The sequence below is a fragment of the Flavobacteriaceae bacterium HL-DH10 genome, assembly GCA_031826515.1.
Lineage (GTDB): Bacteria > Bacteroidota > Bacteroidia > Flavobacteriales > Flavobacteriaceae > Thalassobellus > Thalassobellus suaedae.
In genome coordinates this window covers 547,051-562,423 of the sequence record CP134536.1, presented here as the reverse complement: position 1 = coordinate 562,423, position 15,373 = coordinate 547,051, and the positions used below count along the sequence as shown (strand labels likewise).

Sequence of the window (15,373 nt, the reverse complement as noted above, 5' to 3'; positions counted from 1 at the left end):
TTATTTAAGTTCGTTTAATAGTGAGTTAATGTTTACTGATGCTACTGCTACCCGGCTATCAGCAGCACCATAATAAATATAAAGCTTGTCGTTAAAAAGCGCCGTTCCGGTTGGGAATACAACATTATCTACCTCACCTTTTTTTTCATAGCTTTCAGTAGGAGAAAACAATGGTTTTTTAAGTCTGCCAATTACTTTTTTAGGATTTTGTAAATCCAATAAAACAGCTGAAGCGTGATATATTAATTTATTGGATTTACTCTCTACACTATGGTAGATAAACAGCCATCCACTATCAGTTTCAATTGGGGGACAACCACCACCAATATGACTGCTCTCATGTTTGTATTCTGGTTGTAATACAATATGTTTTCTTAAATTTGAAATATAAGTTTTCCAAAATTCTGTTGTCAACTCTGAAGGATCGTTAAAATAGATAATTTGAATTGAAGGAAAGAGTCTATGAAATACTGCAAATTTTCCATTTATTTTCTTAGGAAAAAATATAATATTTTTATCCCAGACGTATATTTTTCCTTTCATTAATCGTTCAAGTTTGTACCGACCAAATAAATCATAGAAAAGAGAATGAACGATACTTATTTTTTCAAAATTATTTTTAATAAGTTCTGAATATTCTTTAAAGGTGAATTTGGGTGTAATAATGCCTTGTCGTTCAAATGTTTTTAAATCTTTTGAAGTGGCATAGGCTCCAAAAACATTAATCCCATCATAAGCAGAATAAGACAGGTAATATGTTTGGTCAATTTTAACAATACGAGGGTCTTCGATACCTTGGAATTCTTCTGGGGTTTCCGGAAAAAGCAAAGGTTCTTTACAACGCTCAACGACTTTTAAAGGGCCTTCTAATTTACAGTAGCCTATGGTAGAAAAATTACCATTTCTAACCGCACGATAAAAGACATGAACGGTATCATCTTCTTGCATGATAGCAGGATTAAAAACACCTAGATTTTCAAAACTGTTATTTGTTTTTTCGAGAATAATACCATGTTTGGTAATTAATGCCATTTTAAAGTAGCTAATTTTAGATGAAATTAACTTTATTTAATAACCACCAAAATGACCTAAGTCATTCCATAATTAATTGATCGGTAATATATTTAGATACCTATTTTTAATTACGCATAACGATGAAAGATATTAGTATTAAAGAACAATTAAAAGATAAAGGCATTAGCAATACATTGCTTTTAGAAGCCTTCCAAAATGTTCCAGAAGCTTTTTTTTTGTCAGAAAACTTGCATCCCTATTTTTATGAAGATGTAAGAATTGAAAAAGCTATCGAAAAAACAGAGCCTAGGGTTATTGTGGTTGCCAGAATGTTAGAGGAATTGGAAGTAAAAGAGGACGATAAAATTCTTATTACAGGGGCAGATTCAGTTTATGTTTTGGCGGTACTTTCAAAAATATATAAAGAAGTTTATGCGGTTGAAACTACTGAAACATATTCAAAATGGGCATTAGAAGTTTTAAAAAATATAGATATTAACAATGTATACATAAAAACAGGGCAACTTGAAAAGGGATGGAATGATAAAGCCCCTTTTAATGCTGTTTTAAGTGCTTCAGAATTTAAAGAAATTCCAGAAACCATTAAGAAACAGTTAAAAATCGGAGCTAAATTATTAGCACCAGTTGGTCCAGATTGGGCTCACGTTATGTTAGAAACTATAGAGCGTGTTTCTGAAACTGAATATGTTACAAAAGCATTACGTGATAATTATTTTATTCCAAAACCAAAACTAATTCCTAAAATAGGAACTGAGGTTTATCCTGAGAATGAAATTATAGATGAAATAGGGATTAGTTCTATTCCTTTTAAAACAATTAAAAAGTTTCCAATTGATGGGTTGTTAGAACGTATTGGAGATGCCAAAGTTGTATTATTGGGTGAGGCTTCGCATGGAACTTCAGAGTTTTATACCACAAGGCAAGAAATTACAAAAGTACTTATAGAAAAAAAGGGTTTAATATTGTTTGTACAGAAGCAGATTGGTCTGATGCCGAACAAATTAATAATTATGTAAGAAACCAATATAAATCACAAGATTGGATGCCTTTTTTACGTTTTCCAGAATGGATGTGGAAAAACAAAGAAGTGTTCGATTTTATGGAATGGCATAAAAAATATAATGCCAAGCACAATAATACCATTGGGTTTTATGGGCTCGATTTGTATGGGTTAGAGAATTCTATCGATTTGGTTATTAATTATTTAAAAGGTATTGATGCAGATTTGGCTGCACTTGCTAAAGTCCGCTATTCTTGTATTATGCCATATATGTCGAATCCTTCTGTCTATGGAAAATTAGTGAAAAATGAAAAACTGCAGAGCTGTGAGAAAGAGGTTCTAAAAATGTTGTTTGACTTGTTGAAAAATAAAAATAAACTCAACCATTCTCAAGCCTATTTTTATGCCTACCAAAATGCTACGGTTGTGGTTGATGCAGAACGCTACTACAAAGCGATGTATTATGGTAGCGCAGAATCTTGGAACTTACGCGATTTTCACATGTTTTATACCTTAAAATCATTACTATCGTATTACGGTAAAGAGTCAAAAGCCGTTGTTTGGGCTCATAATTCTCATATTGGGAATGCTTTGGCAACAGAAATGTATGCTAGAGGTGAAATAAATATAGGTCACTTGTGTAAAGAACATTTTGGTTCAAAATCGTATAACATTGGGTTTGGAACACATACAGGCACCGTTGCAGCTGCCAAAAATTGGGGAGAAGCTATGCAAGTGATGTCTGTTAATGATTCTGTTGCAGAAAGCTATGAGCATTTGTGTCATAAAACAAACGTCACTAATTTCACCTTGCCTTTACGTGAAGCATATTCAGAAAAAAAATTGAGAGAATTTTTAAACACACCTAGGCTAGAACGTGCTATTGGTGTTGTTTATAGACCAAAAACAGAATTGTGGAGCCATTATTTTAAAACCGTATTACCGTCTCAATTTGATGAGTATATTTGGTTCAATAAAACAAAAGCCATTACCCCACTTGACACCAAAACAGAAAAAACTGAAATTTCGGATTTGCATCCCTTTGGCTTAATAGACAAATAGGTGAACATTAATTTACGGCAACCTTGTTTAAGTAGGTTTTAACTTCGGTATCATCAACTTGGTCAAAGTTTTTATAAAATTGACCTACAGCTCTAAAGTTTTCAGGAGCTGAAAGACATACAATTTCATCTATAAAAGGGGTGTTTTTTAACTTTTGTAGGGCACTTTGTGAAGACACAGGAATAGCAACCACAATTTTTTTTGGTTGTTCTTCATGTAACATTTCTATGGTAGATATGATGGTGTTTCCAGTAGCAATGCCATCATCTACAATGATTAAGATTTTATCTTTTAGTTCTTGTGGTTTTTTATTTCCATAATAATCCTGATACCGTTTGGAAAGTAAAGTTCTAATTTTTTTAATTTCTTCCTCAATATAACTTTTAGATACATCGGAAGCTGCTTCACTTAAAACTTGGCTTTTTTGAGTTACTGCACCAATAGCAAATTCCTTATGCAATGGATGTCCAATTTTTTTTGAAAGCACGACCTCTAAAGGTAAATGTAGTTGTTTTGAGATTACATATCCCATAGGAACAGCACCTCTTGGGATAGCCAAAATTATAGCGTTCTTTTCCTTGTAAGTTTCCAGTTTGTCTGCTAATAAATGAGCAGCTTCAATTCTATCTTTAAATACCATAATGTTTATTTTTTTAAATATTTATTAAACCAATTAGAAGTTAATTTTGCTACAGCTTCAAGCTTTCCTGGTTCAGAAAATAAATGGGTTGCACCTTCTATAATTTCAATTTTTTTAATGCTTGAAAGTTTATCGTAGGCTTTTTTGTTTAAATCAATAACAACACCATCCTTACCACCAACAATTAAAAGAGTTGGACTTTTTATTTTATCTAAAATGGGTAGAGCCAAATCTGGTCTGCCACCTCTAGAAACAATGGCTTTTATGCTTGTTCCTAAAAAAGATGTAGCTTTTAATGCTGAAGCAGCTCCAGTGCTTGCGCCAAAAAAACCAATAGGTACATTTTGCATGTCCTTTTGTTTACTTATCCATTGTGTGACTTCTACCAATCGTTCAGCAAGTAAATCGATGTTAAATCTGTTTTCATGAATAGTGTCTTCAGCTTCCGTCAATAAATCAAACAATAACGAAGAAAAGCCTTCGTTTAAAAGCAAATCTGCAACATAATTGTTTCTACTGCTCATTCTACTACTACCACTTCCATGGGAAAAAACAATTAGCCCTTTTTGGTTTTCTGCTAGGCGTAGCCGCCCCTTTAAGGTTATGTTTTTTATTGGGATATTTACGTCTTTATAGTTCATGATTTTAATATGTTTTTAGTGTTTTAATAATTACATCTGCATATAACCATAAAATGGAAATTCCAGGTGTATCCATAGTGTACTGCTGTTGTTTAGAAAATTGGTTTTGGTTATAACCCACATTCAACAATTTTTATCGGAATTATTACAAGAGATTACTCCATAAACTACAATCGGATCCATAAGATATTTTAAAAGACGTTTCATTTTAAAAGGATTATTTATTTTATGCTATTGGCTTAATATATTATCATGTCCAAGTATGGGATAACCTAACATTTCCAAGACATGTTTAGCATGTTCAAAATCATGTTTTGTAAAAAAGTTAAAGCCTACAGTTTTATTTTTTAAATTAACATCTACATCACTAATATTATGTAATTCTGTAAGTTTGTTTGCTATGATTTTTGCGCAAGAATCACAGACAAGATTTTGTATATGTACTGTTGTTCTCATAGTTGTAATGTTGAAAGGTTTTCTTTTTTAATGATTAAAGTGTTGTTTTTTAATGTTCTATTCATATTATCATATCCTATTTTATAAATAGCATCAATATTTTTTTTATCGAATAAGCTATATTGTGTCAAGTTTTTTGGAGCAATTACGATATCAAAATCTGTAAATTTTTCTTCATCACTTTTGGCTATTCTTATGTTTATAGCACGTTCAATTACGTTATAAAAGTGCTTTAAATTGCTATTAACAGCAGTTTCAAAATGGTTTAAATACACACCAATTAAAGTGTCACAATCTTTTTTTATAAGTTCTATAGGAAAGTTATTAAGTACACCTCCATCTATATATAGCTTTTCCTTAATTTTTACAGGTGAAAACAAACCAGGAAAAGCAGAAGAGGCTAACATGGGTTTAATAATTTCACCATCATTAAAAATTTGAAGTACGCCATCAGTAATATTGGTAGTAGTAATGAATAGTTTTTTTTTAAGAACACTAAAACTATCTTCTGGGAATTTTTTCTTGAAGAAGTCGTAATACTTATTGGTATCTATAAAGCCAGGTTTGTTGAGAGCATATTTTTTATAGTCCAATAATTGTACGGTTTTAAAAAAATGTAACATTTCATCACAGTTATATCCATGCGCATATAATCCACCTACTATTGCACCAGCACTTGCTCCTGCAATATGTGTTGGGAAAATGTTATGCTCTTCTAGGGCTTTTATGGCACCAACATGTGCTGCACCACGCATACCACCACCAGAAAGTACTAAACCTATATTCATTTTGTTTATAGTTATACTGAATAAAAAAACTGTTTTAATGTTAATAATTATTAAAATTATGGTTTAGTAAGTAATCTTGAAATGATCCACGTCATTTGATAAAAAATAGGATTAACCCATGTTAATTTTTATAACTCACGATGATTTTATTTAGTATTGAAGTCTAATTATCGTTTCGATTAAATTGAGGAATTGTAATAGAACTTACCTGTAAACTGATCTAGGTCAGTGAACTGATGGATATCATTTTAGATTATACATAACTCAACTAATTTTGATAGATGGATATTATATTTTCAAAATTAGGTATTGTAGGTCTATGGTTTGTGGTTTTAATACCCTTTACCATCTGTATCATTATCGGTTTAGTTGTTCAGTGGTTTGCCTTTTTTATTATAAAAATATTCAATACGAAAAAACCAACGGTTTTAAAAAAACAATGGTTGAAACACCTTGAAATACCAGCCATAATGCTGTTGCCTATTTCTATTATTTTAAGGGTTATCTCAACAATAAAAACCATTGGCGATGCCATACTCATATCTACTGGAGTTCTTGCCGCTCTTGCTGCTCAAAAATCTATTGTATCTTTTGTTACTGGTGTTCAAATAGCATTTATGGAAGAGCAATTTCTAGAATCGTACCAAAATTACGATGAAAGCCTGTTTTGAACTAATAACGTTTTTAATACAACTAATTATAGCAATTAAATGATAGATAATCTGCAAAATGAAGGTCTTTTCCAAAATATATTTCAATCTACTACGGAGGGTATTTTGGTAGTTAATAACAATGGTACTATTTTAATGGCAAACCCTGCTTGTAAAAACCTGTTTGATTGCGATTCTGATGCCTTATTAGGCAGAAATATTAAGACTCTTATTGCGAAAAAATATAGAAAACAGCTTAAAGATCAGCTAATAAATATAGAAAAGACAGCTTTTAATATAAGCATGGATGTCGTTGGTATTAAAAATAATGGAACTGATTTTAGTTTAGAGATTAGGTTGAATTCTACAGTAGTTAATGGCAAAAAAGGAAGTATTGCTTTTCTAAAAGACACAAGTAATCTTACTGAAAATTTACTGAAAATTCAGCAAACAAATAAATTCCTTATAGAAAGTAACCGGAAATTTGATGCCTTAATCAATAATCTTCGAGGTATTGTATTTCGTTGTAAAAATGATAGGGATTTAACGATGGAATACATTAGCGAAGGTTGCGAACAGATTACAGGTTATCATGCTGAAGCGTTTTTAAATGGGACTGTTCATTTCTCGCACATCATTTTTCAAGAAGATCATAAACAAGTTTGGAACGATACTCAAAAGGCAATCAAAAACAAAAAGCCCTTTACGATAAACTTTCGTATTAGAGACAAGAACGGAAAGGTTAAATATCTGCAAGAGCTTGGACAAGGTGTATTTGATAAAAATGGAAATTTAGAAGCGATAGAGGGTTTTATGTTAGATGTTACTTTGCAAAAAGAAACGGAGTTCATTATAAAAGCTGGTGAAGCTAAGATTAAGGCATTATTAGAAGCCATACCAGATATGATAATTATTCAAGATTATAATGGTAATTATCTTGATTTTTATGCACCACAAAATCAAAAGCTAACACCAGTAGAAGGTATTATAGGTAAAAACATGGCAGATGTATTACCACCATCAACGTACAAAAAAATAAAAAAAGCACAAGAAAAAACTATTGCAACTAAGCAAATGCAATTGATAGAATACAAAATAAAAACAAAGCGTAAAACAAATTATTATGAAGCCCGAATTGTACCGTTAAATAATCATAGTATTCTTTCTATTGTTAGGAATATTACCGAAGCTAAAGGTCAAGAAGCTTCGCTAAAAATTAGAAATAAAGCATTAGCATCTGCAGATAACGGTATTTTAATTTCAGATGCAATACAACCAAATACGCCTATTATTTATTGTAATACCGCATTCGAGAAAATAACGGGTTATAAAAAAGAAGAAGTTTATGGTAAAAATTGTAATTTCTTGCAGGGTGATGATCGTAATCAAAACGAAATTGGCATTATGAAAAACGCCATTGCAAATGGAGAATCTTGCAAAGTCATACTACGAAATTATAAAAAAGATGGGACACTATTTTGGAATGAAGTAGCCATTACACCTATACACAACCAAAACAAGGAATTAACTCATTTTATTGGTGTTCAAAATGATGTGTCTGATAGAATAAAAGGAGAACACCTTAAAAATAAAATTAGAGATATATTAGAGTTAATAACCCATGATAAATCTTTACAAATCATAGCTAATAGTATTGTAGAAACTGTTGAAGCATATATTGAGGATAGCATGGTTTCTATACTATTACTAAATAAAGAAGCTAAAACCTTACATAAATTAGCGGCACCACATTTACCTGAAACATTTAGTAATTTTATTGATGGTGTTGCTATTAATCCAAAAGTAGTGTCATATGAAACTAATACTGCGTTTTTAAATAAAAAAGGCATTGTTTCTAATATTGCATGTCATGATCTTTGGGAAGGTTATAAAACAATAGCTTTAAATAATGGTATAAAGTCTTGCTGGTCATTTCCTATTTTATCTGCATTAAATCAAGTTTTAGGTGTTTTTGTTATCTATAGTAAAAACAAAAAAAGTCCATCAGAGAAAGAACGAGAGATAGTTTTAGATATGACATATTTGTGTAGTGTGGCCATAGAAAAACATTACAATATTAATGCATTAAAGCAAAGTAAAAACCAATTAGAGAAATATGCAGGAATATTAGAAGATAAAGTACAAGAGCGAACTCAAGAAGTGATGGCTACAGTTCAGAAATTGGTAAAAACTAATTTAAATCTTGAAGACCAAATACTAATAACCGAAGAAGCTGAGAAAAATGCTTTAAAAAGCAAAGCACTAACTACTGCAATTGCAAAAAATTTCCCTAAAGGTTTTATTGTTGTTGTAAATAATGATTTAGAATTGGTTTTAGCTGAAGGTGAAGCGTTAGAACAACTAGGTTTAAAACCATTTGTTTTTGAATCTATGACTCTAGATGATATTCTAATTTTTTCTGAAGAACGAAAAACAATAATAAAAGAAGACATATCTAAAACACTTTCTGGAAAGCATCTCTCTTTTGAAATTGAATATAAAAATAGATATTTCTCTGTAAACACTGCGCCTTTGTTTGATGAAAACAATCAAATAACTAATGCATTAATGGTCTATAATGATATTTCAGAGCAAAAAGAAATTGAGTTTAGTATTCAGAAGGCCTTAAATAAAGAAAAAGAATTAAATGAATTAAAGTCCCGTTTTGTATCCATGGCATCTCATGAATTTAGAACACCGTTAAGTGCTATACAGACATCTGCCATTTTAATAGGCAAGTTAAATGAATTAGGATTAGAAGAGAAACGTAAAAAATATGTATTACGTATTGAAAAGAATGTAAATCACCTCGTAACGATTTTGAACGATTTTCTCTCACTAAGCAAACTAGAAGAAGGTAAAATAAGAGTCCTAAAAGAAGATTTTGATATTGTTTATTTTACTAAAACCATAATTGAGGAAAATAAAATTGGTTTAAAAAAAGGTCATAAAATTTGTTTTAGCACAACAATTAAGTCTCTTTTTGTGCATTTAGATATTAAATTATTACGTCATATAATTATCAATCTTTTATCTAACGCATCAAAATATTCTGAGGGAAATACTACCATAGGCTTTAATATAGTTCACAATCAAGATAAAGTATTAATACAAATTACAGACCAAGGTATTGGCATTCCCGAAGAAGAACAAGGGCGATTATTTGAACGCTTCTTTAGAGCGAAAAATGCTAATAATATTGAAGGCACAGGATTGGGCTTAAATATAGCTAAGCATTATACAGAGCTAATGGGAGGAACCATTGGCTATAAAAGTAGGCTAAATGTAGGTACAACGTTTTGGATTGAATTACCCATAGAGAATAGAATAATGAGATTCCCTTTTATCGAAAAACAAAAAGTAAAGTTTTTTAATGAAAAGAATATTTAGAAATATATTAAAATTTAAATGTATGAAATGAGTCATAACATTTCTTTATATAAATCCAGAAGTTTATTGGCGAATTTTATTAAGTAGTAAGATAATAATAAACATAACCAGATGAAAAAAATACTAATTATAGAGGACAATGAAGATGTTCGCGAAAATACAGCCGAAATACTCAAGCTTTCAAATTATAGTGTAAATACTGCTGAAAATGGTAAAATTGGAATTAAAAAAGCAAAACAATGGCTTCCAGATGTTATTATATGTGATATTATGATGCCAGAATTTGATGGTTATGAAGTATTACAAAATTTAAACAAAAACAGTAAAACAGCAAGTATTCCTTTTATATTTCTTACTTCAAAATCAGATAAAACAGATGTTAGAAAGGGGATGAATTTAGGTGCAGATGATTATTTAACCAAACCTTTTAGCGAAAATGAATTACTAGAAGCTATAGAATGCCGACTGAAAAAACACGATTTTTTAAAACAGCAATTTGCACAAACCATTGAAGGTGTTTCTCAATTTATTGAAGCAGCTTCAAACTATTTGGATTTAGACCATTTATCCAGAGATTATTCGCCACAAAAATATAATAAAAGAGATGTGCTCTATAGGGAAGGCAACAAGGCTAATTCACTGTATTATATAAAAAGTGGTGCTGTGAAGACTTTTAAAACTACCGAAAAAGGAAAAGAATTTGTAACAGGCTTGTGTAGTGCTGGTCATTTTGTGGGGCAGTTATCGTTGTTATCAGATCATGGAAGCTATATAGAATCTGCGGCAATACTTGAAGATGCAGAACTTTACGAAATACCTAAATCAGATTTTATAAACCTGATACATTCTAATAAAGATATTGCTAATAAGTTTGTGAGCTTAATTTCTAATAATTTGGTAGATGTGCAAGAACAGATGGTAAATGTGGCTTATGCAACGGTAAGACAACGTGTAGCAAAAGCATTATTAGATATACATAACAAGCATATTTTATGTAATAACGAACATTATGGTATAAGTATAGCTAGAGAGGATTTTGCAGGTCTTATTGGAACTGCTACAGAAACAGCCATACGTATGCTAACCGAATTTAAAGACCAAGGCTTCATAACTATTGGTAATGCCAGAAAAATAATAATAGAAGACAAAGAAGCCCTTGAAGATATAGCACTATTTGGGTGAAATTTGATTGTTAAATATTGATAACAAGTAACTTATAAATAACCCGTTGTGCCTTTTGATTAAAATTTGTCAATTCGAGTGAATGTCACGATTGTAAATGAGTGACATTAGTATCGAGAATCAAATTTTTTGTTCAAAAGAAAAGTTCTCGATATAATTTTCTATCGAAAATCAGTTGAATAGACATCAAATAATGTGTAAGGAATCAAAATACACAATGGGTTTTACTAAGAAATCTAATGAAAAAGGTGGTGTCTTAGTGTAAATGAAGACGTTCATGAGGCGCTTCTAACATTAATGATAGGTTCTTCTCTTATATAAGATGATTATAACTTTCAAAGTGTTTTTATGTAATTGACCTGTATCATTTATAAAGTTTATTTATCGGCTTATCTTCAATATATATTTGGTTATTATACCATTTTTTTTGATAATGACGACAGGTAACTATATCCCAAAGCAGAAACAAGTTTATTTTAAAGCCTATAAAGAGCCTTCAAAATTAGAAAGCGCTTTAAAATATTTAAAAGAAGAAAATAAGTCTTTCTTTCAGGTTTCTATACTAGGAAAAGTAGCTCAATTTTCTAGCGATAAAGGTATTGAAATTTCAAATGATAGCACCATTACAAAAGCGTATTGGAAAGACCAATTAGGAAAGTCCGTAAATTTCGGAACTTTTTATAATACAGAAAGCGGATTTGTTTTTATAGTAGGAGCATTAGTTTCTATATTTCTTCATCAAATAAATGGGAAACCTTTGGCTACGCTATCATCAGGAACTTATGGTATTTTTAGAGGAATAGGGGCGAGTGAAACTCAAGCAACAACGTATTTAAAATTGTTAAATAGTGGTAATTATTTGTTGATTTTAAGAGGTGCTGATAATGAAATTAATGCCTTAGATCGTTTATACAACGAGATAACCTTTTAAAAAAAAATCTTATTTAAGCGTTAAAAACACCTATTGCATAGCGCAGACCTCTCACGATATGGAGTATACAGAATTAGAAATAGTATTTTTATTGTAATACAATTGGAATTAATCCAATTTGTAAATGGTAGTAATAAATTTTTATAAAGAAATGATTTTAAAAAATAACCTGGGACAACTAAATGTCCCAGATTACTGGTCTAAAATGTATTTAGCGGGCTTAATCTGATTCTGTATCCACCTTTTTCAAAGTCAAAACAATAAGCTTAAAGCTTTCAAGTACATTTTAACACCTAAGGTTATTGTTGCATTGCTGCGCCAAAAACCTATATTTTTTAAAGAACTATTTAATAATGCTACTAAATTGCAATAATTTATAATTTGGAAATTGATCCAAGTCAGTTGCACTATTTTTTAGATGATTTTTTTAATAAAAACTGGAAGCCGAGACTTCCAGTTTATTAAAAAGAGATTAATTTTTTTTACCTTTAAATTAGATGTTTAGTATTCTATTTCTAAAAAACTAATCAAGTTTAATTTTTGGTAAAACAATGTTAATCACTTTATATGGTTAAGATTGATTAATAGCAAAATTTTCTTAACCGTTTTTTTAATATTATATTAAGTAAACTAAAACATCATAGGTATAATTATGTTTTGTAAATACGTTATTATATTTTTTTGTTTTCAAAGAACATTGCAACTATTAATTGTATGACCAATTTACAGAGTCTATTGGGTAGAAATGACTCAAATCAATTATATTAATTTAGTTTTTTAAAACAGAAACTGGAAGTCGAAACTTCCAGTTTCCTAATGAAGTGACTAATTTTAATCCTACTTCCAATTAAAATATTCTTTTTCTAACATTAGAATAAATCAATTATGGTAAAACCAAATTTAATCATTTCATACTGGTTATAATTACTTTGCAGTAATTGATAACCAATGCTTTAAAATAATCTGGGACATTTTAATGTCCCAGATTACCAGCTCAAAAATGCGCTTTGCAGACTTAATCTGATATTATTTTCACTTTTTACAAAGTAAAAACAATAAGCTTAAAGCGTTCAAGTACATTTTAGAACCTAAGGTTATTGATGTATTACTACACCAAAAACCTATATTTTCATTTTTATATTTTCAAAGAACTATCTTATTAGATATATAGCTAATTTACAACCCATTTTTACTATAGGAACTGATCTAGCTCAGTCTGAGTATTTTTTTTAAATTAATTTATAAATTTGCACTAATATTATTTGCTTTTTTGAGTGTTTTTCAAAGGTTTCAGATTTGTCTAGAAGAATTGTTTGAAATTTTTATAGTTTCTAAACGAATATGTGATCGAAAATAAGGCCTTTTAATCGTTTAGGTAATCCTCCTCTTATATCATCCATCTCTCCGCTGGAAACATACTTTCTTAAAATCAAGAATGTAGAGTATATATAATCCTCGGTAATTTCGTCCGACTCAAAATCATACAAGAATGTTTTGCCATCTATCGACCTAATGAGATCTATAAATTCTTCCATATCTTTTACTCTTTTCTTATTTGTTTTAATTGACCATCCATTTACATAAACAGCTTTCAAAAACATAGGAAGCTGTGCAATAAACTGTAATGATTCTTCAACTGAAATAATCGAGCGTAAGCCATGTAAAATAGAGCTAAGTATTCGACCTGCTCTTTCTGGATCTTCGGGAATACATAACTCTTTAGCATATTGCTTAATAAAGGTGTTTCCTTCTACTGCGTATTGATTAAAATTTAGTGACATAGCATCTGTTTTTAGGTTATTCGTATAGTCTAATTTGTTATTTTCAATTAGTATTGTCTTAAATCATTTTTTAGTAAATAGGTTAATGATGATTAATAAATACCTTTTAAAACGAAATTTAAATTCCCTTTAAAGGAACCAAAACCTTTACAATTTCAAAATGATACACGTCAGCTCCTATTCTTTACTTATAAAAAATAAAGTCATTAGCTTCGTTCTCAATTTTTAAACTATTTTCTGCTTTATTAATATTCTCAATACCTTGTAATAAAGCATCTGGATTAAATGAAATGCTATCAATGCCTTCATTAACTAAAAAGGCGGCAAATTCTGGAAAATCGCTTGGTGCTTGTCCACATAAGCCTATTTTAGTTTGTGTTTTTCTGGCAGATTGTATGGCCATTTTAATCATTTTTTTTGCGGCTTCATTGTTTTCATCAAATAGTTTTCCCATTAATTCTGAATCTCTATCGATGCCTAATGTAAGTTGGGTAAGGTCATTTGAACCAATTGAAAAACCGTCAAATATCTCGGCAAATTTTTCAGCTAAAATGACATTGCTCGGAATTTCAACCATGGTATATATTTCCAAGCCGTTTTCATTTTGTTTCAATCCATTTTCTGCCATTGTAGCCACCACTTTTTTGCCTTCTTCTAAGGTTCTGCAAAAAGGAATCATCACTTTTAGGTTTGTAAGGCCCATGTGTTCTCGTACTTTTTTAATAGCTTCACATTCTAAAGCAAAACCTGCTTTATACAAATTGTTATAATAGCGTGATGCACCTCTAAAACCCAACATTGGATTTTCTTCTTTAGGTTCAAAATATTTTCCGCCTATTAAATTAGCATATTCATTGGTCTTAAAATCACTTAACCTTACAATCACTTCTTTAGGATAAAATGTAGCCGCAATAGTGGCAATACCTTGCGAAAGTGTTTCTACAAAATAGTCGTGTTTATTTGCATAGTTTTTCGTAATCTTTTCAATCTCTTTTTTTACTGAAGTGTTTTTTACCTGGTCGAAGTTTACTAATGCCATAGGATGTACTTTCACATTATGCGTAATGATAAATTCCATTCGTAAAAGACCTACACCATTATTAGGGTAAAAGGATAGGGAAAAAGCATTTTCAGGATCGGCAAGAATCATTTTTACTTCAGTTGCAGGCATTTTAATATTTGAAAAGTCTATTTTTTCTTCCTTAAAAGCTAATTCGCCTTGATAAATATATCCTGTTTTTCCCTGCGAGCAAGATATGGTAATGGTTTCGCCATTTGTAATTGTTGTTGTGGCATTTCTGCAACCTACAATTGCTGGCACACCAAGCTCTCGTGCTACAATAGCAGCGTGACTTGTTCTGCCACCTTTATTGGTGACAATACCTGTAACTTGCTTTAATAATGGATCCCAATCTGGTGTTATGGTATCGGTAACAATAATAGTATTTGGTGCTAATGAACCAGCATTTTTTGGGGATTTTAAAAAGCAGGCTTTTCCAACTTTTATTTTAGAACCAACCGCATTGCCTTGAGATAAAATAGTTCCTTTTTCTAAAAGCTTGTATTCGATATGAATATTTTTATCACGCATTTGGTGTACCGTTTCTGGTCGTGCTTGTGTAATAAACAATGTGTTGGTTATACCATCTTTTGCCCATTCTATATCCATTGGCTTTTGATAATGGTCTTCTATCAATTTTGCCCAATTTGCTAAAGTGATAATCTCGTCATCTGTTAAAATAAATTGTTGCTGTTTATTTTTAGGTGTTTTTGTATTTACAATGGTTTTATCATTCCATTTATTGGCATAAACCATG

At 30.5% G+C, this 15,373-nt stretch carries 13 protein-coding genes; 6 read left to right on the top strand and 7 right to left on the bottom strand.

What is annotated here, in order from left to right:
* Entirely contained in the window at positions 1–1,032 is a 1,032-nt protein-coding gene (locus RHP49_02410; protein WNH13113.1) for a pesticidal protein Cry7Aa, read from the bottom strand.
* Between the two features lie 122 nt (positions 1,033–1,154).
* Here RHP49_02410 and RHP49_02405 point away from each other — a divergent pair, with 122 nt between their 5' ends.
* Complete coding sequence (locus RHP49_02405; GenBank protein WNH13112.1) at positions 1,155–2,051, top strand: hypothetical protein; 897 nt, start codon at positions 1,155–1,157, stop codon at positions 2,049–2,051.
* On the top strand, positions 1,997–3,097 hold the full coding sequence (locus RHP49_02400) for an erythromycin esterase family protein (GenBank protein WNH14367.1): 1,101 nt from the start codon (positions 1,997–1,999) through the stop codon (positions 3,095–3,097). Before RHP49_02405 ends, RHP49_02400 begins: the two co-directional genes overlap by 55 nt.
* A gap of 7 nt (positions 3,098–3,104) precedes the next feature.
* Here the strand turns inward: RHP49_02400 and RHP49_02395 are convergent, their stop codons facing one another.
* From RHP49_02395 to RHP49_02380, 4 genes are all read right to left on the bottom strand, one after another.
* Positions 3,105–3,737 carry a phosphoribosyltransferase family protein gene (locus RHP49_02395; GenBank protein ID WNH13111.1) on the bottom strand — a complete coding sequence of 211 codons (633 nt, stop codon included), beginning with the start codon at positions 3,735–3,737 and terminating at the stop codon, positions 3,105–3,107.
* Positions 3,738–3,742: 5 nt separating this feature from the next.
* On the bottom strand, positions 3,743–4,378 hold the full coding sequence (locus RHP49_02390) for a dienelactone hydrolase family protein (GenBank protein WNH13110.1): 636 nt from the start codon (positions 4,376–4,378) through the stop codon (positions 3,743–3,745).
* Positions 4,379–4,609: 231 nt separating this feature from the next.
* Positions 4,610–4,834 (bottom strand): heavy-metal-associated domain-containing protein, encoded by a 225-nt coding sequence (locus tag RHP49_02385; GenBank protein WNH13109.1) that lies wholly within the window; start codon positions 4,832–4,834, stop codon positions 4,610–4,612.
* Positions 4,831–5,622, bottom strand: a complete 792-nt coding sequence (locus RHP49_02380) for a patatin-like phospholipase family protein (GenBank protein WNH13108.1) — start codon at positions 5,620–5,622, stop codon at positions 4,831–4,833. Before RHP49_02380 ends, RHP49_02385 begins: the two co-directional genes overlap by 4 nt.
* Before the next feature lie 281 nt (positions 5,623–5,903).
* Between RHP49_02380 and RHP49_02375 the strand changes: the two genes are divergently transcribed.
* From RHP49_02375 to RHP49_02360, 4 genes are all read left to right on the top strand, one after another.
* Complete coding sequence (locus tag RHP49_02375) at positions 5,904–6,293, top strand: hypothetical protein (protein ID WNH13107.1); 390 nt, start codon at positions 5,904–5,906, stop codon at positions 6,291–6,293.
* Positions 6,294–6,332: 39 nt separating this feature from the next.
* The gene (locus tag RHP49_02370; protein WNH13106.1) at positions 6,333–9,662 is read left to right on the top strand and encodes a PAS domain S-box protein; all 3,330 of its coding nucleotides are present in this window, start codon (positions 6,333–6,335) and stop codon (positions 9,660–9,662) included.
* A 111-nt stretch (positions 9,663–9,773) separates the two neighbouring features.
* Entirely contained in the window at positions 9,774–10,844 is a 1,071-nt protein-coding gene (locus RHP49_02365; protein ID WNH13105.1) for a response regulator, read from the top strand.
* A gap of 433 nt (positions 10,845–11,277) precedes the next feature.
* Positions 11,278–11,775: a hypothetical protein gene (locus RHP49_02360; protein ID WNH13104.1), complete on the top strand. Its 498-nt coding sequence runs from the start codon at positions 11,278–11,280 to the stop codon at positions 11,773–11,775.
* A 1,331-nt stretch (positions 11,776–13,106) separates the two neighbouring features.
* Here the strand turns inward: RHP49_02360 and RHP49_02355 are convergent.
* Together RHP49_02355 and ppsA are read right to left on the bottom strand one after the other, a co-directional pair.
* Positions 13,107–13,556 (bottom strand): DUF2267 domain-containing protein, encoded by a 450-nt coding sequence (locus tag RHP49_02355; protein ID WNH13103.1) that lies wholly within the window; start codon positions 13,554–13,556, stop codon positions 13,107–13,109.
* A 184-nt stretch (positions 13,557–13,740) separates the two neighbouring features.
* Positions 13,741–15,372 (bottom strand): phosphoenolpyruvate synthase, encoded by a 1,632-nt coding sequence (gene ppsA, locus RHP49_02350; protein ID WNH13102.1) that lies wholly within the window; start codon positions 15,370–15,372, stop codon positions 13,741–13,743.
* Between the last annotated feature and the right edge of the window lies 1 nt (position 15,373).

Excerpts from the sequence above, each read along its gene's own strand:
- RHP49_02410 (WNH13113.1), bottom strand. The coding sequence starts at position 1,032 with ATGGCATTAATTACCAAACATGGTATTATTCTCGAAAAAACAAATAAC.
- RHP49_02405 (WNH13112.1), top strand. The coding sequence starts at position 1,155 with ATGAAAGATATTAGTATTAAAGAACAATTAAAAGATAAAGGCATTAGC.
- RHP49_02395 (WNH13111.1), bottom strand. The coding sequence starts at position 3,737 with ATGGTATTTAAAGATAGAATTGAAGCTGCTCATTTATTAGCAGACAAA.
- RHP49_02390 (WNH13110.1), bottom strand. The coding sequence starts at position 4,378 with ATGAACTATAAAGACGTAAATATCCCAATAAAAAACATAACCTTAAAG.
- RHP49_02385 (WNH13109.1), bottom strand. The coding sequence starts at position 4,834 with ATGAGAACAACAGTACATATACAAAATCTTGTCTGTGATTCTTGCGCA.
- RHP49_02380 (WNH13108.1), bottom strand. The coding sequence starts at position 5,622 with ATGAATATAGGTTTAGTACTTTCTGGTGGTGGTATGCGTGGTGCAGCA.
- RHP49_02375 (WNH13107.1), top strand. The coding sequence starts at position 5,904 with ATGGATATTATATTTTCAAAATTAGGTATTGTAGGTCTATGGTTTGTG.
- RHP49_02370 (WNH13106.1), top strand. The coding sequence starts at position 6,333 with ATGATAGATAATCTGCAAAATGAAGGTCTTTTCCAAAATATATTTCAA.
- RHP49_02365 (WNH13105.1), top strand. The coding sequence starts at position 9,774 with ATGAAAAAAATACTAATTATAGAGGACAATGAAGATGTTCGCGAAAAT.
- RHP49_02360 (WNH13104.1), top strand. The coding sequence starts at position 11,278 with ATGACGACAGGTAACTATATCCCAAAGCAGAAACAAGTTTATTTTAAA.
- RHP49_02355 (WNH13103.1), bottom strand. The coding sequence starts at position 13,556 with ATGTCACTAAATTTTAATCAATACGCAGTAGAAGGAAACACCTTTATT.
- ppsA (WNH13102.1), bottom strand. The coding sequence starts at position 15,372 with ATGGTTTATGCCAATAAATGGAATGATAAAACCATTGTAAATACAAAA.